The 25,946-nt window shown below is 61.3% G+C and carries 19 protein-coding genes and 1 tRNA gene; 6 read left to right on the top strand and 14 right to left on the bottom strand.

Features of this window, described 5'->3' with window-relative positions; all coding sequences use genetic code 11:
• Positions 1-57 precede the first annotated feature (57 nt).
• From ispG to HYPMC_RS18940, 4 genes are all read right to left on the bottom strand, one after another.
• Positions 58-1,323: a flavodoxin-dependent (E)-4-hydroxy-3-methylbut-2-enyl-diphosphate synthase gene (gene ispG / locus HYPMC_RS18925; RefSeq protein WP_013949690.1), complete on the bottom strand. Its 1,266-nt coding sequence runs from the start codon at positions 1,321-1,323 to the stop codon at positions 58-60.
• A 46-nt stretch (positions 1,324-1,369) separates the two neighbouring features.
• Positions 1,370-2,173 carry a metal ABC transporter permease gene (locus HYPMC_RS18930; protein WP_013949691.1) on the bottom strand — a complete coding sequence of 268 codons (804 nt, stop codon included), beginning with the start codon at positions 2,171-2,173 and terminating at the stop codon, positions 1,370-1,372.
• A complete protein-coding gene (locus HYPMC_RS18935; RefSeq protein WP_035575856.1) occupies positions 2,174-2,920 on the bottom strand; it encodes an ATP-binding cassette domain-containing protein in 747 nt (248 codons plus the stop codon). It abuts the gene before it with no gap.
• A 163-nt stretch (positions 2,921-3,083) separates the two neighbouring features.
• Complete coding sequence (locus HYPMC_RS18940; RefSeq protein ID WP_013949693.1) at positions 3,084-3,578, bottom strand: Fur family transcriptional regulator; 495 nt, start codon at positions 3,576-3,578, stop codon at positions 3,084-3,086.
• A 300-nt stretch (positions 3,579-3,878) separates the two neighbouring features.
• On the opposite strand from HYPMC_RS18940, the gene HYPMC_RS18945 reads away from it, so the two are divergent.
• Complete coding sequence (locus tag HYPMC_RS18945; protein ID WP_024276469.1) at positions 3,879-7,223, top strand: hypothetical protein; 3,345 nt, start codon at positions 3,879-3,881, stop codon at positions 7,221-7,223.
• An 86-nt stretch (positions 7,224-7,309) separates the two neighbouring features.
• Here HYPMC_RS18945 and HYPMC_RS18950 read toward each other — a convergent pair whose 3' ends face one another.
• The gene (locus tag HYPMC_RS18950) at positions 7,310-8,158 is read right to left on the bottom strand and encodes a fumarylacetoacetate hydrolase family protein (protein ID WP_013949695.1); all 849 of its coding nucleotides are present in this window, start codon (positions 8,156-8,158) and stop codon (positions 7,310-7,312) included.
• A 245-nt stretch (positions 8,159-8,403) separates the two neighbouring features.
• On the opposite strand from HYPMC_RS18950, the gene HYPMC_RS18955 reads away from it, so the two are divergent.
• The 3 genes from HYPMC_RS18955 to HYPMC_RS18965 all read left to right on the top strand — a co-directional run bounded on the left by HYPMC_RS18955 (position 8,404) and on the right by HYPMC_RS18965 (position 11,404).
• On the top strand, positions 8,404-8,979 hold the full coding sequence (locus HYPMC_RS18955) for a PRC-barrel domain-containing protein (protein WP_013949696.1): 576 nt from the start codon (positions 8,404-8,406) through the stop codon (positions 8,977-8,979).
• Between the two features lie 57 nt (positions 8,980-9,036).
• Positions 9,037-10,296 (top strand): MFS transporter, encoded by a 1,260-nt coding sequence (locus tag HYPMC_RS18960; RefSeq protein ID WP_013949697.1) that lies wholly within the window; start codon positions 9,037-9,039, stop codon positions 10,294-10,296.
• Between the two features lie 202 nt (positions 10,297-10,498).
• Positions 10,499-11,404: a MipA/OmpV family protein gene (locus HYPMC_RS18965; RefSeq protein ID WP_013949698.1), complete on the top strand. Its 906-nt coding sequence runs from the start codon at positions 10,499-10,501 to the stop codon at positions 11,402-11,404.
• A 9-nt stretch (positions 11,405-11,413) separates the two neighbouring features.
• Here HYPMC_RS18965 and HYPMC_RS18970 read toward each other — a convergent pair whose 3' ends face one another.
• The 3 genes from HYPMC_RS18970 to HYPMC_RS18980 form a co-directional block, all read right to left on the bottom strand.
• Positions 11,414-14,560 carry a multidrug efflux RND transporter permease subunit gene (locus HYPMC_RS18970; RefSeq protein ID WP_013949699.1) on the bottom strand — a complete coding sequence of 1,049 codons (3,147 nt, stop codon included), beginning with the start codon at positions 14,558-14,560 and terminating at the stop codon, positions 11,414-11,416.
• 1 nt (position 14,561) lies between these two features.
• Positions 14,562-15,758: an efflux RND transporter periplasmic adaptor subunit gene (locus tag HYPMC_RS18975; protein WP_024276474.1), complete on the bottom strand. Its 1,197-nt coding sequence runs from the start codon at positions 15,756-15,758 to the stop codon at positions 14,562-14,564.
• Positions 15,759-16,031: 273 nt separating this feature from the next.
• The gene (locus HYPMC_RS18980) at positions 16,032-17,453 is read right to left on the bottom strand and encodes a PLP-dependent aminotransferase family protein (protein WP_041300383.1); all 1,422 of its coding nucleotides are present in this window, start codon (positions 17,451-17,453) and stop codon (positions 16,032-16,034) included.
• A 110-nt stretch (positions 17,454-17,563) separates the two neighbouring features.
• Here HYPMC_RS18980 and HYPMC_RS18985 point away from each other — a divergent pair, with 110 nt between their 5' ends.
• Complete coding sequence (locus HYPMC_RS18985; protein ID WP_013949702.1) at positions 17,564-18,424, top strand: DMT family transporter; 861 nt, start codon at positions 17,564-17,566, stop codon at positions 18,422-18,424.
• A 15-nt stretch (positions 18,425-18,439) separates the two neighbouring features.
• Here the strand turns inward: HYPMC_RS18985 and HYPMC_RS23440 are convergent, their stop codons facing one another.
• From HYPMC_RS23440 to HYPMC_RS19010, 5 genes are all read right to left on the bottom strand, one after another.
• Positions 18,440-20,275, bottom strand: a complete 1,836-nt coding sequence (locus HYPMC_RS23440; RefSeq protein WP_050976823.1) for a bifunctional 2-polyprenyl-6-hydroxyphenol methylase/3-demethylubiquinol 3-O-methyltransferase UbiG — start codon at positions 20,273-20,275, stop codon at positions 18,440-18,442.
• A gap of 130 nt (positions 20,276-20,405) precedes the next feature.
• Positions 20,406-21,266 carry a DMT family transporter gene (locus HYPMC_RS18995; protein WP_013949704.1) on the bottom strand — a complete coding sequence of 287 codons (861 nt, stop codon included), beginning with the start codon at positions 21,264-21,266 and terminating at the stop codon, positions 20,406-20,408.
• Between the two features lie 240 nt (positions 21,267-21,506).
• Positions 21,507-21,593: transfer RNA gene (locus tag HYPMC_RS19000), tRNA-Leu, on the bottom strand.
• 67 nt (positions 21,594-21,660) lie between these two features.
• Positions 21,661-22,179, bottom strand: coding sequence for a thioredoxin family protein (locus HYPMC_RS19005; RefSeq protein WP_013949706.1), 519 nt, complete (start codon positions 22,177-22,179; stop codon positions 21,661-21,663).
• Positions 22,180-22,294: 115 nt separating this feature from the next.
• Entirely contained in the window at positions 22,295-23,224 is a 930-nt protein-coding gene (locus HYPMC_RS19010; protein ID WP_013949707.1) for a ketopantoate reductase family protein, read from the bottom strand.
• 175 nt (positions 23,225-23,399) lie between these two features.
• Here HYPMC_RS19010 and HYPMC_RS19015 point away from each other — a divergent pair, with 175 nt between their 5' ends.
• Positions 23,400-23,687: a hypothetical protein gene (locus HYPMC_RS19015; protein ID WP_155831283.1), complete on the top strand. Its 288-nt coding sequence runs from the start codon at positions 23,400-23,402 to the stop codon at positions 23,685-23,687.
• A 287-nt stretch (positions 23,688-23,974) separates the two neighbouring features.
• On the opposite strand, the gene aspS is transcribed toward HYPMC_RS19015, so the two are convergent.
• Positions 23,975-25,777: an aspartate--tRNA ligase gene (aspS, locus tag HYPMC_RS19025; RefSeq protein ID WP_024276481.1), complete on the bottom strand. Its 1,803-nt coding sequence runs from the start codon at positions 25,775-25,777 to the stop codon at positions 23,975-23,977.
• Between the last annotated feature and the right edge of the window lie 169 nt (positions 25,778-25,946).

The following is a 25,946-nucleotide window of genomic DNA, read 5'->3' on the forward strand; positions in this document are numbered from 1 at the left end:
CGATTTTCCAAGAATTACTTAAGAAATAGCCGCTTTCTTGCTTAATCGGAAGGGCAGCTATTCGGCAGCCTCACCGCCGGCAACGGCGCCCGCGCCGAAGCGGCGAGAAATATAGTCCTCGACGATGGCCTTGAAGTCTCCGGCAATATTAGGACCGCGGAGCGTCATGGCCTTTTTGCCGTCGATGAATACGGGGGCGGCGGGACTTTCTCCCGTGCCCGGCAACGAGATGCCCACGTCGGCGTGCTTGCTCTCGCCGGGGCCGTTCACGATGCAGCCCATCACGGCGAAGTTGAGCGTTTCGACGCCGGGGTACTGCGTCTTCCAGTCGGGCATACGATCGCGGATCATATCCTGGATGTCACGCGCCAGTTCCTGGAATACGGTCGATGTCGTGCGGCCGCAGCCGGGGCATGCGGCGACAACCGGCACGAACGAGCGCAGACCCATCGTTTGCAGAAGTTCCTGCGCGGCGCGGACTTCCTGCGTGCGGTCACCGCCGGGCTCAGGCGTCAGCGAGAAGCGGATGGTATCGCCGATGCCTTGCTGCAAGAGAATGCCCAGAGCAGCGGAAGACGCAACGATGCCCTTCGAGCCCATGCCGGCTTCCGTCAGACCCAAGTGCAGCGCGTAGCGGCAGCGGTCGGCTAGCATGGCGTAGACGGCCAAGAGATCCTGGATCGAGGAGACCTTGCCGGATACGATGATCTTGTTGGCGTTAAGGCCCATTTCCTCGGCACGTTGCGCCGACATCAGCGCCGACTGCACCATGGCTTCGTGCATGACGCTGCGTGCGGGTTTCGGCTCGGCGGACTTGGCGTTCTCGTCCATCAAATGCGTCAGCAGCTCAGCGTCGAGCGAGCCCCAGTTGACGCCGATGCGGACCGGCTTGTTGTACGTCATCGCCATGTCGATGATGGCGCCGAACTGCTTGTCTTTCTTGTCCTTGAAGCCGACGTTGCCGGGATTGATGCGGTATTTGTCGAGAGCTTCAGCGCAATCGGGATTTTCGCCCAGGAGCTTGTGGCCGATGTAGTGGAAATCGCCCACGAGCGGAACGTTGACGCCGCGCTTGCGCAATTGATCGCGAATATGCGGGACGGCTTTCGCGGCTTCGTCGCGATCGACCGTGATACGGACAAGCTCCGAACCGGCGCGCGCCAAGTCTGCGACCTGCTTCACCGTGGAGGCGACGTCCGCCGTATCGGTGTTGGTCATCGATTGCACGACGACCGGCGCTCCGCCGCCGACCTGCACGCCGCCGACCGTCACTGCTGTGGTCTTGTGGCGCGGTTTCATCGTGATGCTGTCGCTATGCAACATCGAATTGCCTTTCCCGTCCCTGGTCCCGCTCCTGGGGCCCCGAGTTCTAGCGCCCTCTCGCGCTTCCCGCCAGAAGCGATATGGCCGCGATTGTGCACAGCGCTATGACGATTGAAGGGCCGCCGGGAACGTCGCTCGATAATGACAGCCAAAGGCCCAGAATTACGCCCAGAATCGCGATTGCGGCGGCCAGGACGGCCATCCGCTCCGGGGTTGTGGATAGTGGCCGGGCGGCCACTGCCGGAACGACAAGAAACGCCATGACGAGCAGAACGCCGACGATTTTCATGGCGACTGCGATGACGATGGCTAGCAAGAGGTCGAAGGCAGCGCGGGACACGCGCGGGTTGATGCCCTCGGCGGTCGCGAGGTCCTCGTGCAGCGACAGGCGGACAAGCGGCTTCCAGAGATAGAGCGTTGCGGCCATCACGGCGGCGCCGCCGACGTAAATCCAGACGAGATCGCCGGACGTGACCGCGAAAACGTCGCCGAAGAGGTAGCTCATCAGGTCGATGCCCGGACCTTTGACGAGCGAGATCGCGGCGATGCCGAGCGCCAGCGTCGCGTGGTGTGTGAGCCCAAGCGCGGAATCGAGCGGCACCGTTTTCTGCCGTCCGAGCAGCGTCAGAATACCCGCAGCAGCAATGGCAGCGATGACGACGGCGAGCGTCAGGTTGATGTCGGCGGCGAGCCCCAGCGCCACGCCGAGCAAGCTCGCCTGCGATAGCGTTTCGCCGACATAGGACATGCGCCGCCAGACGACGATGCAGCCGAGCGGCGCCGCGATGACAGCCAAGCCGACTGCCGCGAAGAAGGCGCGCCAAATGAAAGGATCAAGTCCAGCGATCACTCAGGTGCCTCGCCCCGGCATTGGCGTTTGCGTCGCCGGTTCGATGAGCGGCTCGGTTTCGCCGGTCAAGCCATGCTGATGATCGTGGTGGTGGCGGTAGACGCCGAGCGCCGTTGCGGCGTGCGGCCCGAAGATGCGGACGTATGACGCGTGTTGGGACACATCCTCGGGTTTGCCGGAACAGCAGACGTGGCCGTTGAGGCAAATCACGCGATCGCTCTTCGCCATGACGACATGAAGATCGTGCGAGACGAGCAGGACGCCCAGATTGTGGCGATCGCGCAGGCAGCCGATCATGTCATAGAGGTCGGCTTCACCGGTAAAATCGACGCCGCTCGCCGGTTCATCGAGGATGAGAAGATCGGGACGGCGCAACAGCGCGCGGGCGATCAGAACGCGTTGGGTTTCGCCGCCGGACAGCTTCGAAAGCTGCTGATCAAGCGTGCGAGCAGCGCCCGTTTCTTCCAAGGCGCGCTTGATCTCGTCGGTCGTGACGTTCGCGCCGAGTGCCAGGAACGAGGCGACCGTCATCGGGATTGTGGAATCAACATCGAAGCGTTGCGGGACGTAGCCAATGCGGGTTGAAGCCGGCTTCTCGATGCGTCCGCGGGTCGGCCGTTCGATGCCGAGCAGGAGCCGGACGAGTGTCGTTTTGCCCGCGCCGTTCGGGCCGATGAGCGTGACGATCTCACCGCGGTGAACATCGAGGTCGATATTCCAGAGCACCTCGCGGCTGCCGCGGGTCATCGCCAGCCCGCGTGCCGAGATCAACGCTGTCGTATCGAAGGGCCGAGCCTTTTCTTGTAAAGGCGCGTGCTCGTGATGGTGGCCGCAACTACACGCTGCGGCCTCCTCCGTGAGGGCATTCCCTCGTGCGTCGTCCAAAGCTGACAAAACGGCAGTCTCCGTGTCAGGCCGTGCGGCGGGCGGCGGCGCATTCGCGGCACGTGCCCGAGACTTCGACGAAGCGGACGCGGGTCTCAAATTCGGTGTTGGCCGCAGCCGTGTCGATGGCGCGGAAGATCTCGTCGCCGTCGACCTCTTGCACGGCGCCGCACTTTTCGCAGCTCAGAAAGATCGGCGGGCGGCCGGTGCGCGGCTTGTCCATGCGCCGGCAGGCGAAATAGGCGTTCTTGCTTTCGAGGCGATGGACGACGCCCGCTTCAAGCAGCGCATCGAGGGCGCGGTACACCGAGATCGGGGCGAGGCGCGTGCCCTTCTTGGCCAGCCGGTCGAGGACCTCGTAGGCACCGACGCTGGCCTGGGTCGAGGCGATCTCCTCGAAAACCTTACGGCGAAGGTCGGTGAACCGGATATTCTTTTCAGCGAAAATCGCGGTCGCCTGCTCAAGAGATGTCTTCAAGCGGTCCCTTGCCCTCTGCTCGTCGGCTGCGTTCGCTATCATGGTCATCCTCTAGAGCCCGGCCGAAGGCCAAACCGTGGAACTGATGCCTCTCCGGACGATATAACATGTCGGGATGGCGGACCATCCGGTTCAAGGGCCGCATGCCTTATTTTATCCCCGTGCGGCGCGACCAAGGTAAGATGCGCCGGTGGCTGGCGGAATGGGTGAGATTCTCAAAAGAAGTTCATCCGATGAGCACATTTCGTCTTAATGTCGCCGCCAATCAGCCCGCTGGGGCGCGCAATTTTAACCAACGCGGCCGGCGATTCGACGGGCGCACTGGCTGGGAACGACTTCAGGATGGACGTCAAGTTTTTGATCGACAGACTGGCGGAAAATGCCCGGCCGATCGGTATTGCCGTTGTCATTGCCTGCATCCTCACCCTCCTGCTGCGCAGCCGGATTGCGCGACGGCTGAGGGCCGCCATCGAAGAAACGATTTTTTCCAATTGGCGCCTAGCCTTACTCGGTACGACCGGCCTCGTGCTTTCTGCCGCGGCGGGCTGGCGCACATGGGAAGGCATGTACAATTTCACCGGCGAACCCCTGCTCTCCGGCATGGTGACGTTCGGCATCCAGGGCATCATGCTGATCGTCGCGTGGCTGATCGGCGAGAGTTTCGCTACGGGGATGAACCGGCAATCGCGACCGGGACAATCAGCACTCGCAAGCTCGGGGGCGCAGCCGTGGATCGGCACCTTCATCGGGCTTTTGCTGTTCCTCACCTGTTTCGTGTTGTTTCTGCAGTGGTCGGGAAGCGGCGACGGCCGGCAGGCGACTGGCCTGTCCGATATCGACTGGTCGACGGCGGGAAACAAATTCCTGATGTTCGGGGCCGGGCTTCTGCTCGTGGCGCTGTTCGCGCTCTATGCGGCGAGCGACATCGTCCGCCCTTACATCCAGGTCGTGCGCATCATCCTGCGCAATTCGATGCTGTGGCTGATGTTCCTCGCCTGCATGGCGACGAGCGTGTTCTTCTCGTTCGATAGTTTCTTCACGTCGATCTTCCCGCAGTCGGAGCGCGTGCGCGCAGCCGAACTGCGCGCGCAGAACCAGGTGTCGGGCATCATCACGGATATCGAACAGGCGATCGCGGCCCGGCACGCGGCACTCGCCGACGAACTCTTCAAGACGGACGCTTGGAAAGCTTACGATGCGCAGCTTGAGAAGATCACACAGGCCGCAACGCAATCGCAGGCCGTGATCGAAAAGTTCGTCAACGATCAGATCGAAGAGCGTCGCCGTGCCGTGCAAGAGCAGCAGGAGCGGATGGCGTCGGCGCAGGCAGGGCAAGCGGGCCTCGCCAATCGCAAGGTTTCGCTGACGGACGAAAAAGCGAGCCTTGCGGCGCAGCGCCCCGAACTGGCGGCCGATTATCAGACCAAGAAAGCCGACTACGACCAGAAGCTGAAAGACGTCGATGCCAAGCGCGTCGAGGCGCTGGCCGAAGACAAGGGCGTGGAGGGCAGCGGCAAGGCCGGACGCGGACCGCTTTATCGCCAGCGCATGGCGGAACTCGCCACACTGCAAGGCGCGGCGCAAATCGCGCAGGAGCGCATGGCGAATGCCCAGAAACGTCTGAGCACGGTCGAAACGCGGCTATCGTCTATCGACACCGAGCTTGCAACGCTCGACGGCGATCTCGCCAAGTACAAGGGCGAAGCCCAGACGGCGGAGCAGCGGATCAAGCTCGCCCAGGACAGCGTGCAAACGGACGCCGGACCGAAAATCGATCCGACGCGCATCCTGCCCCTGTTCGAGCGCATCCGGTCAGAGTTCCGCGCCGATCCGACGGTCGCGCATCTCAACAGTGTGCAGCAGATGTGCGGCGATATCTATACGGCGATGCAGGCGACGCCGGAAACGAAGTCGCTTGTCTCCGGCATCGACTGCGATCCGAAGACGACGGCCGATGCGGCGGGCACGCTGTTCGCGCTGCAAGCGGGCACGAAGGTTTTCGAGAACACCTGCGCGGGCGGCGACAAGCTCAATGCCAACACGTCGACCGACGCGCTGTTCGCGTTCGCGCGGCGCTGCCTGTCCGATAGCGCGCTGCCGAGCCACGACACAGATGCGCTGCGGACCGAGATCAACCGCATCGAGCTTTCGCGCGATGACAAGGCGCACCGCTTTGTCGTGACGCTCAATGCGTTCCAGGACGGCAACCACCTCGCCTATCTGGCGCTCGCGATTGCGATCGGACTCGACGGCTTGATCTTCATGTCCGGCCTATTCGGCGCCAATGCCGTGCGCTCGCCGCTGTCGGATATTCCGAGCTATCGCTCGCGGTCGGGTGCTCAGCTCGAAGCGACGATCAACGCCGCGCTCGGTGCGCATCCGCATGAGACGGCGTGGCTGACGCTGACGTCGCTCAGGCCGATCACCAATCAGGACGGATTTTCGGCGCTCGCCGATTTGAGCGCGATGGAGCGGTCGCAGGCCGATCGGGTGCGCATGGTGCTTACGGCGGGCGCCGATATCGGCGCGGTCGAGACGATCAGTCATAACCCTGAGCGTTACCGCGTGCGCAGCGAGTTGCGTGAATATCTCTCGTCGATCTGCGACAAGCAATTCAAGACCGACGCTTCCGCGAAAGACAAAGCGCGGCTCGAACAGCTTGTATCGGCAGCGCTGGCACCGCATCCGCGCGAGCACTCCGAAATCGTGCTGAATACGCTTGAGCCGATCCGTGAGACGGAAGGCTTCACGTCAATGGTGACGCTGTCGGAGATCACCAATGATTACGATTCGCGCGTCGTCCGCCGCGTGATGAATGCGGGGTCGGCGGTGAAGGCCGTTGCGCCCGACGTCAAGATCGACGACCGCTATTACATTCGTCCGGCGCTTTACGAGACGTTGCTGACAATCCGTGCGACGGCGCCGGAAAGCGCTGCGTATGGGCGTGATCGGGCGCGGTTTGAAGGCGTGCAGGAGCGTCCGGCCATTGATGCCGGCGTGCTGCGCGAAGCCAAGCCCGAATTGCCGCCGGAGAAAAAGGGTAGCGTCCCGGAGATCGAACGGCGTCGCGATCCGCCGGCGTTGCCGGGCTTGCTGCCGCTGCCGCGCGAAGAAAAGCAGGAGCTTGCGGCGCATTTCCGCGAAGTGTTGCTCGAAGCCATTCACCTGCGGTCCGATATTGTCGACAACCGGTTCAGTCAACCGCAGTCGCGCGATGCTATCCGGGAAGCCTGGAAAGCGCTCAATGCGCACAGCAAGAAAAACGAAAATCTCGGCTTGCTCCTGCGCGATTTCCAGAACGAGCAAGATCGCTTGTTGAGCGAAGCCTATTCGCGACTTCGCAGTGAAACCGGCGGTGACGAGCGCAAGCTGTCGATCCTTGAAGGGATCGATGGGGCTGTGCGCGACGACCTTTCGCTCTACATGCTGTTTCCCGAGATGAGTCTCGTCACATATCTGATCGACGAACTCGAGACCGCGGCACAGCCGGACGACGGCCTCGCGCACGGCGAGCAGGATCTCAAGGATCAGCTGAAGTTCGTGCGCGAAGCGCTCGGGCGATTGGATCTCGACAATCCGCGGTCGTGGGACGAAATCCGCCAACGGCTCGCGATGCGAACAGGTTCGGATTTCCGCAATTTCTATCGTCCATCCGATAGCGACAGCGAGCCCGGCGACGACGCGTGAGCGCGCACTGAGCGACTTACACGGTTCGCGCCGAAGCTTGACTGGATCCCGGCCTTCGCCGGGATGACGTTGTGAAAGGCGACCGTTCAGAGCTTGAAGTCGACGACTTTCTGGCGCTGCGTGCCGAGGCCGTCGATCTTCAGTTCCATGACGTCGCCAGCTTTGAGGAACTCTTTCGGATTGCGGGCCGTGCCGACGCCGGGTGGCGTGCCGGTCGTGACGATGTCGCCGGGCTCAAGCACCATGAATTCGGTGATGTAAGCGAGCAGCGTCGGGATGCGGAAAATCATCGTCGAGGTCGAGCCGGTCTGCTTACGCTCACCGTTGACGTCGAGCGTCATCGTCAGGTTGTCGAGATCGGTGATCTCGTCAGGGGTCACGAGCCACGGACCGATAGGCCCGAACGTCTCGGCGGATTTGCCCTTCACCCACTGGCCGCCGCGCTTCGATTGGAATCGGCGCTCCGACACGTCGTTACAGATGCAGTAGCCCGCGATGTATTTTGTCCAATCCTGCACATCGACGTAACGGGCACGCGTGCCGATGACGAACGCAATCTCGACCTCCCAATCGAGATGGCGCGAATTGCGCGGGATCATCACATCATCGTCTGGGCCGCAGATCGACGTCGTCGCCTTATTGAACAGGATCGGCTCGGTCGGAATCTCTTGCCCCGTCTCTTTGGCGTGGTCGGCAAAGTTGAGGCCGATGGCAATGAAGTTGTGCGTGTCGGCAACCGGCGGGCCGAGGCGTGCGTCTTTCGGTGCGAGCGGGAGGGACGCGAGATTGAGCTTGCGAATTTCATCTAGCGATGCGGGCGAGAGATATTCGCCGGAAAAATCCGGGATGACTTCCGAGAGATTGCGAATTTCGCCATTGGTGTCGAGAATGCCGGGTCTTTCGGCACCTGGGGCGCCAAAGCGAACGAGTTTCATTTGCGAATATCTCCAGAAAGCATCGCCTTGCGGCGCCGGGGCAGCTTCTAAGCAGAAAAAGTCCGGCCTGCCAATCATGTCGCCACGGATCCAGCGACCATGCGTCCGCGGCTTTGCGCTTTGTGAAGTTAGCGAAGGCGGAACTTGCGCCATGCTCGGCGGTTTCCTCTTGGCCGCTGGGTGTCGGCAAATCGAGCGCGAGGCTGCAATGCCTCGCGTTTCAGCATGGAAATGGGGACCTTCCGATGCGTGTTATGGTTACGGCGCGTGTTTCCTTGATGCTTGCGACAATGTTCGCATTGGCCGCGGGGGGCGTAGCGCGCGCCGACACGGCATCCCCTGAAGCGCAGCCGCCGTCTACCGTCACGCCGGACAAGCACGCGACAGCCCCCCCCGATGCGGACAAGAAGCCCGACGAGCAGACGCCCGGCGACATGCCCGCCGTCGTCGTCGATGACAACAAAGTCGAAAGCCTGCTCGGCAAGGACGTGACGAGCGCGAAGGGCGAGAAGCTCGGGCAGATCACCGATATTCTCGTCAGCCACAGCGGCGAGGTTCGGGCGGCGGTGATCGATTTCGGCGGCTTCCTGGGAGTCGGATCGCGGAAGATCGCCGTCGCATGGAGAACGCTGCAGTTCTCGCCCAAGGCCATCACACTCGGCATGACGCGCGACGAATTGCGCGTGACGCCCGAATACCATCTGGGCGAGCCGGTGGTGATCGTCGGCGCTTCTGCTCCCCCTGCACAGCCGGCGCCCTCGGCGCAACCCGGGCCGCCACAACCTTCAGGACCGCCCGCCACTTCTGCTCCGGCCAAATGATGAGGTCCGTCAGCGCGGGGGCTCACATTCATCTGCTTTGCGCGCCGGACTGACGCTATGCGCGGCATCGCTCGGTTTTGGCGGCGCGCGGGTATCAGGCCGACAGGCAGGAGCCAACTCGGCGTCGACGGCTTTGCGTTTTTCCTCGCCGATGTCCAGGTCGGGTTCGGGCCGTTTCTCACCGTCTATCTGACGTCGGAAAAATGGACGAGCGCCGACATCGGCCTTGTGTTGACGGTCGGCAGCATCATCGCGCTCATCGGACAGGTGCCCGGCGGCGCACTTGTCGATGCGATGGGGCGGGAACGAACACTTGCCGCCACCTCGACATTGATGATCGGCGCGTCGGCGTTTTCGATTGCGATCTGGCCGCAGTTTACCGCGGTCTTCTTCGCGCAAGTCTTTCATTCGCTCGCGAGCGTTGTGACCGGGCCTGCGCTCGCGGCGATCAGCCTGGGGCTCGTCGGGCATAACCTGATCGGCGAGCGGCTCGGTCGAAACGCGCGGTTTGCGTCGCTCGGCAGCATGATCGCGGCAGCGAGCATGGGCGCGTGCGGTTATTATCTTTCGAGCCAGGCTGTGTTCTTCGTCGCGGCGGCGATGACTGTTCCGGCGGTGCTTTCGCTTTATCTGATCTCGCCGGGCGACTTTCATCGCGAGGAAGTGACGCCGAAGCCGAAAGCGCATTACGACATTATCGACGCGGTGCGGACGTTGGCGTCGAACCGGCCGCTGCTGATCCTGGCCGGGACGGTATCGCTGTTTCACCTTTCCAATGCGTCGATCATGCCGCTCGTCGCCAACCTCATCACGCAGCGTGCGAGCGACGCCGCCACGATCCTCGTCGCGCTGTGCATCATCGTTCCGCAATTCGTAGTGGCGATGATCTCCCCGTGGATTGGGCGCTATGGCGACCGCCATGGGCGGCGGCCGCTGCTGATGCTGGGCTTCGCGGCGCTGCCCGTACGCGCCGCGCTGCTGGCATCGAGCTCGGACCCGGTCGTCATGGTGGCGATCCAATGCCTCGACGGCATTTCAGCGGCGGCGCTCGGCGTGCTGGTTTCGGGCGCCGTCGCGGACGTCACGAGAACGTCGGGGAACTTCAATCTGGCGCTCGGCTTTGTCGGCATCGCGATGGGCGTCGGCGCATCTATCAGCACGACGCTGGCGGGTATTATCGCCTACGATTTCGGAGCGTCGACGGCCTTCCTGACGCTGGCGTGCATCGGGCTGGCGGCATTCCTGGCGGTTGTGCTGCTACTGCCTGAAACGCGGACAGCAGAAAGTAAGGAACACGAAAGCAATATCGCGCGTTGAGCCGCAACCAGGGGATCATCCTCATTGGACGGACGGAATTTCGCGATGGCTCAAGTCGTTAGCCGCCGTTTCCTGCGTCTTGATCTGTGTCATCGCCGCTGTCTCGCGGTCGTCAGAACATCTTTTTTACGAATTTATGGTTCTTTAATTTTCCCAATAGGGCGCGTACACCATATCCCGATGGGCGCTGTTGGAGTGTTTTATGGCCCATAATCGGGGCGAGTCCGTTGCTTTGGATGGCGTAGCGGCATCACGCGTTCAGCGTTGGGTGTCTGTTGCCTGCAGCGGTCTCTTGGCGGCGGTGGCCGCCTGTGTGGCTCCTCATGCGGCGTTCGCCGACGGCCCCTTCGACAACTCCATCGCCAATCCGACCATCGCAACCGCATCGTCCGACTGGGTTGTTACGCTCGGCGCCTGGGGAAATATTTCGCCTGAGTTTTCCGGTTCAAGCCATTACGATCTGGGCGGCTCGCCCATCGTCGACTTTCATCGGGTCGGCGATAAGGAATGGCTTAGCCTGCCGAACGACGGCATCGATTACGAGCTGTTCTCGACCGATAATTTCCGCGCCGGTCCCGTCGGCCAGATCCGCTGGGATTTCGGCAACACGCGCGATCGCGGGCTGAAAGAGATCGGCAATACCGGCGTCGACCTTTCGCTTGAGATCGGCGCTTTCGTCGAATATTGGCCGGCGGAATGGCTACGCACGCGCCTTGAAGCGCGCAACGCCGTCTATGGCGCCGAAGGGTGGATTTTCGACCTCAGCTCGGATTTCGTCTGGCATCCGACGACGCAATGGACGGTCGCTGCCGGTCCGCGCCTGTCGATTGCCGACAGCGACTACATGAATGCCTACTACGGTTTGAATGCGGCGCAGGCAGAAAGCGTGCACCTTTCAAAATACGAAGCCTCTGCGGGCGTGCGCTCGGCTGGGGCTGGGCTTTACGGCGAATACAAATGGACCGAACAGTTCTCGACGATGGCGTCGTTCGAATACGAGCGGCTGGTTGGCAGCGCGGCGGATTCGCCGCTGGTCAGCGAAGCCGGATCGCCGGATCAGTTCACCGTTTCATTCGGCGCAAAGTATAAGTTCGTCTGGAGCCACTAGCGGCTTCGGCTATGGCGCGGGCGCGGCGCTCGCAGGACCCGCCTTGTCACTCGGCGCCTTAGTGTCCTCCGCCGGTTTCGTCAGCCAATTCGACAACCGATCCATGTACAGAAAAATAACAGGCGTCGTGAAGAGCGTCAGGATCTGGCTGATCGCAAGACCACCGACCATCGCATAGCCAAGCGGCTGGCGGATTTCAGCGCCGGTTCCGGCACCGATCATCAGCGGGACGCCACCGAGCAGGGCCGCAAGTGTCGTCATCATGATCGGGCGGAACCGCAGCAGCGCCGCCTTGCGGATGGCTTCGACCGGCGACAGGTGCTCGTTGCGCTCGGCGTGAATGGCGAAGTCGACGAGCATGATGCCGTTCTTCTTGACGATGCCGATCAACAGGATAACGCCGATCATGGCGACCAGGCTGAAGTCGAAGCCGAACAGCATCAAGGTGATGAGCGCACCCGCACCCGCCGATGGCAACGTGGACAGGATGGTGATCGGGTGAATGTAGCTCTCGTAGAGGATACCGAGGATCAGATAGACGACGAAAAGCGCCGCTGCGATCAACAGCGGGATCGTCGTCAGCGATGCCTGGAAGGCTTGAGCGTTGCCCTGGAATGTCGTCTGCATCGAGGCCGGCAGGCGCAACTCGCGCTCAGCGGCCCTGATCTGGTTGGTCGCCGTGCCGAGCGAAGCGCCGGGCGCGAGATTGAAGCTGATCGTTACGGCCGGAAACTGCCCCTGATGCGAGATCGACAGCGGTTCGGTCTTGCGCGTCGTCCACGAAGCGATCGTCCCGAGCGGGATGAGGCCGCCGGTCGTCGGCGAGTGGATGTAAAGCTTGTCGAGGCTGTGCGGATCGGCCTGCACCTCGGGTGATGCTTCCATGATGACGTGGTAGCTGTTCTGCTGCGTGAAGTACTGCGCGACCTGCCGCTGGCCGAACGCATCATAAAGCGTCGCATCGACCTCGTCGGGCGTCAGGCCGTAACGCGAGGCCTGATCGCGATTGACTTCGACCTTCAGCGTCGTGCCTGCCATCTGCTGATCGGTCGCGACGTCGCGGAGCGTCGGCAGCGTCTTCAGTTTTTCGAGGATTCGCGGCGCCCAGGTATTAAGCTCGTTGGTGTCGGCGTCCTCAAGCGTGTACTGGAATTGCGTGCGCGACGCGCGGCCGCCGACATTCACATCCTGCGCCGCCTGCATGAAGAGGCGAACGCCTTCGAGCTTTGCGAGCTTCGGCTGCAAACGGCGGATGACCTGGAATGCCGACGCATCGCGCTCGGACTTGGGTTTCAATGTGATATAGACGCGGCCGCTGTTGAGCGCAGGCGTCGTGCCGCCGGCTCCGATCGCCATTGCCACCGTCGCGACGGCCGGATCGCTGGAAACAACTTTGCCGACTTCCTCCTGATACTTCATCATGGCGTCGAATGAGGTGTCTTCGGCCGCTTCGGAGATGCCGATAATGAGGCCGGTATCCTGCTGCGGGAAGAAGCCTTTCGGGATGGTGACGAAGAGATAAGCGGTCAATCCCAATGTCGCGAAGAATGTCATCAGCGTCAGGAACTGATGGCGAAGAACGAAATCGAGGCCGCGGCCGTAGCCATTGAGCAGCGCGTCGAAGCCGCGTTCGCTCAGTTTGTAAAGGCGGCCGCGCTGCACGTCCTTTTCGCTTTTCAGGAAGCGCGAGGCCATCATCGGCGTCAGCGTCAGCGCGACGAAGCCCGAGACGGCAATCGTCATTGTGACGGTGACCGCAAATTCGCGGAACAGGCGGCCGATGATGCCGCCCATCATCAGCAACGGGATGAAGACGGCGACGAGCGAAATGCTGATCGAGACGACGGTGAAGCCGATTTCGCGCGCCCCCTTCATCGCCGCATCGAACGGCTTTTCGCCGTCTTCGACGTAGCGCACGATGTTTTCAAGAACGACGATGGCGTCATCGACGACGAAGCCGACGGCGATCGTCAGGGCCATGAGCGACAAGTTATCAAGGCTATAGCCCAAGACATACATCAGCGCGCAGGCACCGAACAGCGCCAGCGGTACCGTCACGCTGGGAATGATCGTCGCCCAGAGACTGCGCAGGAAAACAAAAATAACGGCGACAACGAGCGCCACCGAGAGCAGCAGTGTGAATTCGACGTCCTCGATGGACGCGCGAATCGTCTGCGTGCGATCGCTCAGAATATGCACCTTGAGCGCCTTGGGCATCGCCGCCTGAAGCCGCGGCAGCTCGGCCTTGATGCGATCGACTGTCTCGATGACGTTGGCGCCCGGCTCCTTGAAGATAATCAGGAAGACGCCGCGCTTGTTGTTGGCCCACGCCGCTTCCTGATCGTTTTCCGGCCCAACGATTGCCTTGCCGACGTCCTTGATGCGGATCGGGGCGCCGTTGCGGTAGGCGATGATGACGTCGTCCCAGGACTTCGCGTCAGTCAGCTGATCGTTGGTGTAGATCGTATAGCCGCGATTGGCGGATTGGACTGAGCCCTTAGGGCTGTTCACCGTGGTGATCGAGAGCGGCGGTCGCACATCTTCGAGCGTCAGCCCGCGGGCATAGAGCTTCGCGGGGTCGAGCTGAACGCGGATCGAAGGCTTTTGCTCGCCACCGATCACGACCTGACCGACGCCGTTGATCTGGCTGATCTGCTGCGCAAGTTTCGTATCGGCGTTGTCGTCAACCTCGGTCAGCGGCATGGCGTCGGAGGTGGCGGAAAGCAGCAGGATCGGACTGTCGGCGGGATTGACCTTGCGATAAATCGGCGGCTGCGGAAGGTCTTGCGGCAGCTGACCGCCAGCGGCGTTGATCGCAGATTGGATGTCGTTGGCCGCGCCGTCGATATCGCGATCGAGATCGAACTGCACGACGATGGTCGTGACACCGAGGCCGCTGGTCGAAGTCGTTTGCGTCACGCCAGGAATCTGCGCGAATTGCCGCTCAAGGGGCTGCGCCACGTTCGACGCCATCGTCTCGGGGCTCGCACCCGGAAGATTGGCCGAAACCTGAATGGTCGGAAAATCGATTTGCGGCAACGGCGCAACCGGCAGATTCATAAATGCGATCACGCCGACGAACAGAATGCCGACCATGATCAGCGACGTCGCGATCGGGTAGCGAATGAACGGACCTGAAATGCCGCCGCTCTCCATGTTACTCGGCCTCGCCGGACGGGCGCTTCGGGCGCGCGGTCATATCTGACGCGGTGGTGTGGGCAGCCTTTTCCTTGCGGTCGTTCTGCTCCGTCAAATCAACGAGCGTTCCGGGCGCAAGGCGATAGTAGCCGGATGTAACCACGCGCTCTCCGGGTTCGACGCCACTTTTGATCACGGCTTCACCATCCTGGATCTCACCGACGATGAGCTTGCGCATCTCGATCCGATTGTCGGGACGCACGACGTAGGCGAACAAATTTTCAGGGCCGCGCTGGACAGCTGCATCGGGAATGACGACGACGTTCTTTTCCGTTCGGATGAGCAATCGCGTCGACACCGAGAGGCCGGGCCAAAGCACATGATCGGCGTTGGCGAATTTTCCCTTCAGCTTGATCGTGCCCGTCGTCATGTCGACCTGATTGTCTACGAGTGACAACTCGCCCTTGCCCAGTTCGCGCTGACCATCCGGAGTATAGGCTGCGACCTGCAGCGCACCGTGCTTCAATTGATCGAGGATGCTCAAAAGCTTTTGCTCAGGCTCCGTAAAGATCACCGCAATCGGCTCGATCTGCATGATGGTTGCAACGCCGCCGGTATCGGTCGCGTGGATGATATTGCCTTGATCGACGAGGCGAAACCCCATGCGGCCCGAGATCGGCGCGCGGATCGTCGTATACGTGAGCTGCACTTTGGCGTCGTCGATGGCGCCGGCGTCGGCAGCGATCAATGCTTCCTGCTGCTTCACGGCCGAGCGCTGCGTGTCGATCTGCTGTTGCGTTGTCGCCAACGGTCCCGCATTCACGAAACGATCGAGATCGCGTTTTAGATTGACGAGGTCAGCTTCGTCCTGAGCCTTTTTTGCGACGGCTTGATCGAGTGTCGCTTGAAACGGCCGCGGATCGATTTGGATCAGAAGATCTCCGGCCTTGACGAACTGGCCTTCCTGGAACGCAACCTTGTCGATCTCGCCATCGACACGCGAACGCACGGTCACGGTATTCCATGCTTGCACGTTGCCTAAGCTATCATAGTAAACGGGAAAGTCTTTTCGTTCCGCGGTCGCGACGGTGGCGGGAACGGCTTCTTCCGGCTTCTTCTTTTCGGCGCCGGCAGGATGCTCGCGCATCCACGCCGCATAACCCGCGCCCGCAACTAGCGCGATGATTATCGGCAGGACAAAACTTTTGGCACGCATCCGCGACACGTCCGTTTCCTAATGCGTTTCCATGCAAAGTATCCGAGGCCAGTCGTCGCCCCCGATTAACGACGGTTCAGAAAGGCAGTTCCGTCGCTGCCTGTCCGACAAATCGCGTTACAAAGTGGCAAGGGACAGCCCGAGGCCCACGCTATCGCTTAAACAAGCGGAACTCTTTCCCACAGTGAATGACGCGTATGATTTGCGTGCGTATTTGAAAATTCTTTAGCAACGGCGTCGCGAGGGTAATCGGTCACGCGACATTCGAAAATATCATTCTGCCGCACCGCGATTTCCGGCGTCGATGGCGCGGCGCATAACGTCCCATACCCGCGGATCGGTCGATTGTGCGACGTTGACGCGCAGAAATTCCGACGCGGTGTCCGATACGCTGAAAACGTTTCCTGGAGCGAGCACAACGTCTTCCTTAAGCGCCGCTCGCGCGACAGCCGCCGAATCCCGTGCATTCGGCAGCTTGCACCAGAGGTGAAAGCCGCCGCGGGGCATCACCCACGGCTCGATGTTCAGATCATGTAGTTTATCTGCCGTCCGGCGGCGCAACCTTGCCAGCTTCGATCGAAGCTCATCCATGTGCTTGCGATAGCCGCCGCCGGTGAGCACGTCGGCCAGAACTTCGGTCGCGACGGGGCTCGGGCCGCCGAAACTGGTCGCGACCTGGAGGTCAACGAGATCTTCGATCCAGTCGGGCCGCGTGGCGATGTAACCGCAGCGTAGGGACGCAGAAAGTGTTTTCGAGAAACTGCCGATACGAATGACGCGTCTCAAACCGTCCAATGCGGCGAGGCGCGGAGACGGGTCGGGTTCGAGATCGGCGAAGATGTCATCCTCGACGATCGTCAGGTCGTGCGCCTCTGCTGCGCTCAACAGGCGATGGGCGGTTTGCAACGACATCGTTGCACCGGTCGGATTATGCAGTGCGGAATTGGTGATGTAGAGGCGCGGCCGTTCGGAAGCGAGGATGGCTTCAAAACGTGCAACGTCTGGACCCGACGGCGTGTAGGGCACGCCGACGATCTTCACCTGATGCACGCGCAAAAGCGCCCGAAAATTGAAGTAGCAGGGATCGTCAATCAAAGCCGTATCGCCCGGACGCAGCAGGAAGCGGCAAATCAGATCAATCGCCTGCGTGCCCGATGCGGTCAGCAGCAGCTGATCCGGCGTCAACTCAAGCGCGTCCTCTGCAAAGCGCGCGAGCAGATGGCGGCGCAAATTTATCGCTCCACGCGTGCTGCCGTATTCGGTCAGCAGATGATCGTCGGCGCGCGCAAACTTGCGAAAGGCCCGACGCAAGTCCTCGCCCGGCATCCAATCTGACGGTAGCCAACCGCAGCCCGGCTTCAAGACGCGTGCATCCGCTTCGAGAGATTGACGCGAAACCCAAAACGGATCGACGGCGCGATCGAGCTTGGGGCCGGTTTCCTTGAAGGCGAGCGGCGGCAGCGCCGTTCCCGACACGTAGAAGCCGGAACCTCTCCGCGCCCGGATCAGGCCCTCGGCCGCCAGCCGGTCGTAGGCTTCGACAACGGTCGACGGGGAGACACCCATTGTCGCCGCGAACCGGCGGACGGACGGCAATCGGTCTCCGACCGCCAAAGTACGTTTTGCGACTTTGGCCCGGATCTCGCGCATGACGATGTCGGTGCGGGTTGCGCCGCGATTCTTCGGTTTCTTCATGTGTATGGCTTTTTGTATCAGTACAGTTTCTTGAAATTGTACTGCATTGTGTCTGGGCGCGCCAGTCAGCCCCATCTAAGTCTATCGACCTTCAGCACTATGGAGGCGACATGAAATCCTCGGCCGACGGATGGATCAGCGGCCTGATCGGCGTGATCATTTTCAGCGGATCCCTGCCGGCGACGCGCGTCGCCGTTTCTGGATTTTCTCCCTTATTCTTGACGTCCGCCCGCGCCGTCATCGCTGCCCTGCTGGCGGCGATGCTGCTGATCGCTCTGCGGCAGAAAAAGCCCGACCGCAGCGAGCTTCTGCCGCTCGGCATCGTGGCAGCGGGCGTCGTTATCGGCTTTCCGTTGCTGACGGCGATCGCGCTCCAACACATCACGTCGGCGCATTCGATCGTGTTTATCGGTCTCTTGCCGCTTGCGACTGCGATCTTCGCCGTCGTGCGTGGGGGCGAGCGACCGAAGCCGTTGTTCTGGCTCTTCTCAATCGTGGGAAGCGCGACGGTTGCTGGCTCCGCCTTCGGTCACGAGGGAAATGCGTCGCCCGTCGGTGATATTCTGATGATCTGTGCGATCATCGTTTGCGGCTTGGGCTACGCCGAAGGCGCCAAACTCGCTCGCCAGTACGGCGGATGGCAAGTCATATCATGGGCGCTGGTCTTTGCCGCGCCGGCAATGTTGCTGATTGCAATTGCGACGCTGCCATCGTCGTGGGCCGACATTGGATCGTCCGCGTGGATGGGCCTGGCCTATGTCTCGGTCTTCAGCATGCTTATCGGTTTTGTCTTCTGGTATCGCGGACTGGCAATCGGAGGCACTGCAAGCGTCGGTCAGCTGCAGTTGCTGCAGCCGTTTCTCGGCCTCGCGTTCGCAGGGCTTGTTCTACACGAGCCCGTCGCCTGGACAATGATCGCGGCAACGGGCGTGGTCGTGGTTTGCGTCATGTTCGCCAGGCGCTTTGCATGACGCGACACAATTCCCTTATCCGGCGGCGGGTTTGTCCTGACGTTCGACCCAGAAGTAGTACATGCCGTCGAACGTGTGGGGTTTCAGCCGCTCGAAAGCCGCCCAGTAGGCAAGCGTGCCGGCGGGGGCGGCAGCGGGAAACAGAGTTGCGAATTCCTGCAGCACGTTCGCGTCCAATACGAAACCGCGAAACACGAGGCCTTCATCATCGAGGAACTGTGCTATCTCCTCGATCGTCACGGTCGCTTCGCTTTCATGCAGGACGAGATCGCGGAATGTGTTGAGCGCAAAGAAATCGCGGCTTTGCTTGACGTAGCTCGCCGGAGTTTCATCATCGCGCAACAGTAGCGACCGGCGGTAGATGCGCGCGGCAGAATCCGTACAGCCCGCGCCGGGATAATCCTTATCGTCGCGCAAGTCGCGAAGACCTTGCCGCGCCGTCGCGCTGTAGAGCCCGATGTTCATTAGGCCCGACGGTTTCAAGCACGACAGCAATGCGCGCCAGCCTGCACGCCAGTCAGCCATGTGGTGCAGAACGCCGACGCAATAGATGAGATCGAAGCGACGTTCCAGGCGCGCAACATCGAGAATGTCGGCCTGAACGAACGAGACGTTGGTGACCTTCTCACGCGCGGCCATGACACTGGCGTAGGCGAGGCTCGCCCGCGAGATGTCGATGGCGAGCAGCCGCGCCTTGGGGCCATGCGCCGTCGCCGACATCAAAGCCTGTTGCCCGGTGCCGCAGCCCGCAATCAGGACGTCACATTCCTTGTCCACGAATGCAAAGCGATCCGCAGGCATCAAGCGGCCGAGATAGCGTTGCAGCGCGCCGGGCGCGGAACGCTGAACCGTTTTCCAGCGCGGATAGGGCGAGGCTTCGTACTGGCGCGCAACCTTCAGCGAGGTTGCATCAGAAAGCGCACCGACTGCCGGGATCGACTTGGCGGCAGCGTCTCTGTCGGCGCGTTCGAGAATTTGTGCGCTGAGTGTTTCGCGGAAACTTTTAGGCTTCAAGACGCGCATATCGTCCACGCCGAGCGGCGGCGACACAATCTCCTCCAGCGGTCGATACAGGGCCGCGCACAGGAATGCGTGCGTCGTCGGCATATCGGCCGCCAGCAGCGCGGCGCGCTCGATCTTCACAGCGGAAAGTGCGTCCGTCTCTTGCGAGGTTTCGGCCCAGGCAAAGTCGTTGTTCCAGCCTTGAACCATCAGTGCCAGTGCAAGATTGAAATGATCGCGGTCGTCGAACAACGTGCGGCCGGCATCGAGCAGGATCGCTGCGCGCACGCCTGTGAGCAGGCGTTCGTTGTCGATGCTCTTGACGATACCCTCGCGCAGGCAGAGGCAAAGCATTTCGTGTTCGGCGCGGCCGAGGTGACGTAGCTTACCGAGGATCGCGCGGCCCGCTTCCAGCTCACTCATTTCGCCGCTTGCGATACGACGAATGCCATCACGCCAATCTGCATTCTGTGTCGACAACCATCGCAGGCCCGCCTCGGTGAGCGGCTGAAGCGCGACGTCGCGGGTTTGCAGCGCGGTGCTTAAGCCGGCAGCCGTCAAAACGGCACCGTCGTCGACGCGATAGCGGGTGAACAGCCGCGACAACTGCGAAGCCGCCGCGAACGGGCTCACCGGCTTGCGTTGCAAAACCTGGATGAGCAGAGACGCGGCCTTGCCGATGTGGCCCAAGTTTTCTTCAACCACGGCGAGGTTGTATCGCAGATCGAGATTGCCAGCGTCGAGCGCGATGGCTTGCTCGAAAAATGCGGCGGCGCCTTCGAATTCGCCGACCTGCGCCAAGCGCAGAGCGTGTTCGGCAAGCTGGGCTATCGATTCACGCTTTCGCAAGGCGCTTACGACTCTGTTTGGAAATGCGGGCTGGGCACCAGCGTACATACCCGCGATCGTTGTCAATTCGACAAATGGTGCGGACGGAGGGACTCGAACCCTCACGACGTTACCTTCCCGGCACTCAGCATTATGGTATGGCCGGTGCGCGGACGGCGGGCGCAAGATACCAAACAACCGCCGAGAGCACGATAGCACCCCCCGCCAGCACGGCATTTTCGGGCTGCTCTGCAAAGAAAATCCAGACCAGCACTGGGCCGAGCACGACGTCGAGCATTTGAATGAATCCGGATTCGCCGGCGGTAATGTAGCGACCACCGTTGAGCGCCAGAACGTAAGCAAGCCCGGACGTCAAGCCACCATACAAAGCGCAGGCCAGAAGGGCCCTCGGCGATGGAAGCCCAGGATTCATGAAGGGAATGGCAATCAGGGCGCACGCTCCAGCCGCCAATGCCATGACAACGTTCAAGTCAAGCTTGGGGTAAACTTTCGCGTGAACGATCTGCGACGCAAAGGTTGCCGTCATGACGAAAGCTGCGATGATACCGAGGATATCTTTCGCCGTTGCCGCTGACCCGGCCATAATGGCGATGCCAATAAAGGCCGTGATCCCCGCGCCGAGCAGACGCACGGTCACCCGTTCGCTGATCCAGACATAGCTGATGAGCGCAGCGATGAATGGCAACGTCGCATACACAATCATGACGTTGGCAACGGTCGTCAGGTTCAATGCGAAGATGTATGCGATCGTTGACAGAACAGAGAGCGTGATCGCAACAACTCCAGAAGACCCCACCCCCGTTACGGCTTTTATCAAATTATTCTGATGCTCGTAGGCTGCAAACCCGGCGAGCGTCACGAATGCAAACAGGGACCGCCACCCAATAAGCGTCCACGAATCAAGGTTTGCCATCCTCACGAAGGCACCGGCAGTGCTCCAAAGAATAGCTGACAAGATAACGAGCAACATTCCATAGGTTCGGCTCGCCATTGTGATCCTCTTTCGCTAAGCGGGCTAACCGGATCCACTTTGCTCCGCCGATGGACCAAAACTATCCCAAAGGCGACGCGAACCAGAGCTTGGGTGCTTACGAGTTGCGAAGCGCACACGTCGTTGACGCGGGAGCGCCCCCAAGTGTCAACGGGGAGTTGATGGGCAGTGTCCTAATGCATCAGTCGCAGGACAACATGGTCATCGCATCATGTCTGCTGTTTGCATCGCAGATGGATTTGGTGCGGACGGAGGGACTCGAACCCTCACGACGTTACCGTCTCAGGATTTTAAGTCCTGTGTGTCTACCGGTTCCACCACGTCCGCGTCGCTGGACCTTATGGCGGGTCAGAGGGGCGAGCGCAACACGCTGAGGAAAAGTTCCGAAGAATTATCAGATCGGGCTTTCGCTGGATGGCTGTGGGTCGGTCGCAGCAGGCGCAATGTTGTAGACGCTGTGCGCTTTCTTCATCAGCGCAAGCAGTTCAGCCGGACTGTCGACGTTGACGGAATGGGGATACTGCGGATCGGTCCCGATGAGCTTGTCGGAGACGTTACCATCCGAATCAAGAAAGAGCGTGCGCGGGACGTAAGAGCCGTCCGGCTGGAAGGCGCCATTGACCTCTTTTTCCTGGTCGGCATCGACCAGGATCATCACAAAATCGCGCGAAGCTGCAACCACGGCCGGGTCCTTGAAGACCTGGCGGAACCGTTTGCAGACGGAGCACCATGTGGCGTGAAATACCATGATGACAGGCCGGCCCGTGTGCGCCGATTCATAAATGCCGGACCGCGCGTCGCGCCAGTTGATCTCGGCGCCGTTCCATTCGTCAGCGTGTGCAGGGGCACGCGCATCCGCCGATGCTGTCAGAACGAACAGTGCGAACACAGCGGCGGCGAGCGTACGGATCATGCCGGATCTCCAGGCTGCAGATGATTTCCGTATTAGTCTCGCATCGGCGGATTGGAAACAAGGCAGACGCCGCAGCCGGATTAACAAGTCGTAATCCTACGGGCCTCGATAGCGATCAACCGGGCTTAACGGCCGCACGGCGGTTCTCATAAGCCTGCAAATAGAGATAAGCGAGATCGAGAAGCGGCGTCGCAACGCCGTGCGCCCTGCCGCGGCGGATCATGTCGCCGACGATCTGGTCCGCCTCGATTTGCCCACCGCGCTGGATATCGCGCAGCATCGAAGCCGACAGCGTCGAAGCCGGGTCAGTCAAGAAAGTCCGCGAAAATTCCATCGTCTCGGGCTGAGGCGGATAACCGTTTGCACCAGCGATGGCGGTGCATTCGTTCAGCACATTCAGTGTAAACTCTGCTCCGTGCGCGGCCCGCACGATGTCGCCAACGCCGGCGCGCATCAGACACGTCGATGCTGCGAAGGCGGCGAGGAAGTACCACTTCTCCCACATCGCAAAGATAATGTCGTCGGCGTGGCGTACTTCGATGCCGCGAGCGAGTGTCTCGTAAAGCGCCGTCGCCGCCACCTTCTGCCCGGCGAAGCGCGCGCCCATCGTCAGCGTCGACAATTGCCCAAACTGGCGGATTATGCCGTCCTCGGTCAGCGTCACACTGATATGGGTAAGACCGCCGAGCACGCGCGCAGCGCCGAACGCAGCGTCGAGCGTATCAAGATGCTTCATGCCGTTGAGCACCGGCAAAATCAGTGTCTTGTCGCCGACAGCCGGGCGGATCGCATCTATCGCGCTGTCGAGGTCGTAGGCTTTCGCGCTGAGGATGACTGCATCATACGGAGCGACGATCTCGTCGCGGGTTATGGCTTTGACGGGGATATCGAGACGGCCGTCCGCGCTTTCGATCTTGAGGCCATCGCGTGCCAGCTGTTCGCGGCGCTTGGGGCGGACGAGAAACGTCACATCGACACCAGCCTTCGCCAAATAGCCGCCGAAATAGCCGCCAGTCGCACCGGCGCCGAGGAACAGCAGTTTCATTGCGTTTCGCCTCTCATTTCAATCATTCGATGCAACCGAACGGGGCGTCGATCACATCTTGTTCACGACATTCGCGATCGGACGCACGGGGAGTTGTGTGGCGGTGAACGGGTTGGGTGTCTATCTCAGATTCATCACAGGCGGCATGTGCGCCGCGCAGTTTAATGGAGCTTACATGACTCGCATAATGTTAATTGGATTGGCGCTGACCGGCATGGCGCTTCCGGCTTATGCCGACGAAGCAGCAACGAACAACGGCGCGTCAGCGGCTGCCTTGAGTGCCGAACTCGCGAACGCGGCAAACGCCGAGCAGGCGCGCGTGCAGTTGGCACATCAGGGATATACCGGAATTTCTCCGCTTTATCGCGGCGAGCAAGGCCAGTGGGTCGGCAATGCCGTGAAGGATGGCAGAACAGTCATCGTGTCGGTGCTGCTGCCGCAGGCGCGGGGCCTTACAAACTAATCTCGGCGATTACCCCGACCGGATTTCAAGCCCAGTAGTCCGGATAAAACTTAAGCGCCTTTCACTTGAAAGGCGCTTTTTTTGTTGGCGATTGGCGACTCCCCGGTGGGAAGCAGGCAGCCAATCGCACGCATTTATCGTCATGCCGACGAAGGTCGGCATCCAGGCGGCCTTTAGCATGACGGATGGCGCGAGTTGGCTGGATCCCGGCCTGCGCCGGGATGACGTCAGAGAAGGTGAGACGTTGATTGTCATCCTCGGTGCAAAGCCGAGGATGACAAAGAGCTCTAGGCTTTCTTCTCCGGCGTGACGACACGGATGGAGAGTTCGCGCAGTTGCTTGGGCGAGGCTTCGCTCGGCGCGCCCATCAGAAGATCTGCCGCCTGCTGGTTCATCGGGAAGAGCGCAACTTCGCGAACGGTCTTGCCGCCTGTCAGCAGCATGACGATGCGTTCGATGCCAGCCGCCATACCGCCGTGCGGCGGCGCGCCATATTGGAATGCGCGGTAGAGACCACCGAAGCGCGCTTCGACATCGGCCTTCGAAAGCCCGGTGATCTCGAACGCTTTCACCATCGTCTCGGGGACATGGTTACGAACCGAGCCCGAGGCAATCTCGTAGCCGTTGCAGACGATGTCGTACTGGTTCGCCTTGAGCGCGAGAAGCGCATCGCGGCCGGATTTCTCGGCGGCTTCCAGCGCCTCACGGCCGCCCTTTGGCATCGAGAACGGGTTGTGAGAGAAGTCGATCTTCTTGTCTTCCTCGTTCCATTCGTAGAACGGGAAGTCGACGATCCAGGCGAGCGCGAAGCGGTTCTCGTCGATCAGCTTCAATTCATGACCGGCGCGATCGCGGGCCGCGCCTGCGAACTTGTAGAAGTTCGCGGGGTTGCCGCCGACGAAGAAGACGGCGTCGCCGTCCTTCAGGCCGAGCTGGTTCTTGATCGCAATCGTGCGTTCGGGGCCGATGTTCTTCGCAATCGGACCGGCGCCCGCTTCGTCGCCGTCGCGCCAGAAGATATAGCCGAGGCCCGGCTGCCCTTCGCCTTGCGCCCAGGAGTTCATGCGGTCGCAGAATGCGCGGCTGCCGCCGGTCGGCGCGGGGATTGCCCAAATGCGCGTCTTGGCATCCTTCTCGATCATGCCCGCGAAGACCTTGAAGCCCGAGCCGCGGAAGTGCTCGGTGACATCGGCCATCTCGATCGGGTTGCGCAGATCGGGCTTGTCGGAGCCGTACTTGGCGATGGCCGTATCGTAAGGAATGCGCGGCCAGCCTTTCGTGACCGGCTTGCCGTTGCCGAATTCCTCGAACAGGCCGGTGATGACTGGCTCCATCGTCTGGAACACGTCTTCCTGCTCGACGAAGCTCATCTCGACGTCAAGCTGGTAGAACTCGCCGGGCAGACGGTCGGCGCGCGGGTCTTCGTCGCGAAAGCAAGGTGCGATCTGGAAATAGCGGTCGAAGCCAGAGACCATCAAAAGTTGCTTGTACTGCTGTGGGGCCTGCGGCAGGGCGTAGAATTTGCCCGAATGAATGCGGCTCGGCACGAGGAAGTCGCGCGCGCCTTCGGGGCTCGATGCGGTCAGGATCGGCGTCGGGAATTCGTTGAAGCCTACGTCATGCATGCGGCGGCGAATCGAGCGCGTGATGTCGAGCCGCTTCATGATGATGCCGTGCAGCGTCTCGCGGCGCAGATCGAGGAAGCGATATTGCAGGCGCAGGTCTTCCGGGTAATCGGGCTCGCCGAAGACCGGAACGGGAAGCTCTTTCGCGGCGGAAAGCACTTCGATTTCAGTGGCGTAAAGCTCGACCTCACCCGTCGGCAGCTCCGGGTTGACAGTGCCTTCGGGCCGGTCGCGGACCTTCCCGTCGACGCGGACAACCCATTCTGAACGCAGAGTTTCGGCGACCTTGAACGCCGGGCTGTCGGGATCGGCCACCACCTGGGTCAGGCCGTAATGATCGCGCAGGTCAATAAACAGAACGCCGCCGTGGTCACGCACGCGGTGCACCCAGCCCGAAAGACGTACGTCGGAGCCGACGTCGCTCTTCCGGAGCGCGCCGCAGGTGTGCGAGCGATAACGATGCAGCTTAGCCTCGGCCATGGCCGGAAAACCCTTTGGTCATGTGGGTGAAAATCGCCGCGGAAAAGCGCATGTGGGCGGCGGAAAGTCAAGGTTACCGCCCGACAGAGTTTCCGGCTGGCCCTCCGCACGGATATTCGGGCGTGCGGGCCCCGTAATTCCAGGGATTTCATAG

The organism is Hyphomicrobium sp. MC1 (genome assembly GCF_000253295.1).
In the GTDB taxonomy this organism is placed as follows: Bacteria; Pseudomonadota; Alphaproteobacteria; order Rhizobiales; family Hyphomicrobiaceae; genus Hyphomicrobium_B.

Bases quoted from the DNA above. Each gene is read 5' to 3' on its own strand.
- HYPMC_RS18960 (WP_013949697.1), top strand. From the start codon at position 9,037: ATGCGCGGCATCGCTCGGTTTTGGCGGCGCGCGGGTATCAGGCCGACA.
- HYPMC_RS19005 (WP_013949706.1), bottom strand. From the start codon at position 22,179: ATGATCCGTACGCTCGCCGCCGCTGTGTTCGCACTGTTCGTTCTGACA.
- HYPMC_RS18950 (WP_013949695.1), bottom strand. From the start codon at position 8,158: ATGAAACTCGTTCGCTTTGGCGCCCCAGGTGCCGAAAGACCCGGCATT.
- HYPMC_RS18975 (WP_024276474.1), bottom strand. From the start codon at position 15,758: ATGCGTGCCAAAAGTTTTGTCCTGCCGATAATCATCGCGCTAGTTGCG.
- HYPMC_RS18935 (WP_035575856.1), bottom strand. From the start codon at position 2,920: ATGACCCGCGGCAGCCGCGAGGTGCTCTGGAATATCGACCTCGATGTT.
- HYPMC_RS18965 (WP_013949698.1), top strand. From the start codon at position 10,499: ATGGCCCATAATCGGGGCGAGTCCGTTGCTTTGGATGGCGTAGCGGCA.
- HYPMC_RS18995 (WP_013949704.1), bottom strand. From the start codon at position 21,266: ATGGCGAGCCGAACCTATGGAATGTTGCTCGTTATCTTGTCAGCTATT.
- HYPMC_RS18970 (WP_013949699.1), bottom strand. From the start codon at position 14,560: ATGGAGAGCGGCGGCATTTCAGGTCCGTTCATTCGCTACCCGATCGCG.
- HYPMC_RS18940 (WP_013949693.1), bottom strand. From the start codon at position 3,578: ATGATAGCGAACGCAGCCGACGAGCAGAGGGCAAGGGACCGCTTGAAG.
- HYPMC_RS18945 (WP_024276469.1), top strand. From the start codon at position 3,879: ATGGACGTCAAGTTTTTGATCGACAGACTGGCGGAAAATGCCCGGCCG.
- HYPMC_RS18955 (WP_013949696.1), top strand. From the start codon at position 8,404: ATGCGTGTTATGGTTACGGCGCGTGTTTCCTTGATGCTTGCGACAATG.
- HYPMC_RS19015 (WP_155831283.1), top strand. From the start codon at position 23,400: ATGACTCGCATAATGTTAATTGGATTGGCGCTGACCGGCATGGCGCTT.
- HYPMC_RS18980 (WP_041300383.1), bottom strand. From the start codon at position 17,453: ATGAAGAAACCGAAGAATCGCGGCGCAACCCGCACCGACATCGTCATG.
- HYPMC_RS18985 (WP_013949702.1), top strand. From the start codon at position 17,564: ATGAAATCCTCGGCCGACGGATGGATCAGCGGCCTGATCGGCGTGATC.
- HYPMC_RS19010 (WP_013949707.1), bottom strand. From the start codon at position 23,224: ATGAAACTGCTGTTCCTCGGCGCCGGTGCGACTGGCGGCTATTTCGGC.
- ispG (WP_013949690.1), bottom strand. From the start codon at position 1,323: ATGTTGCATAGCGACAGCATCACGATGAAACCGCGCCACAAGACCACA.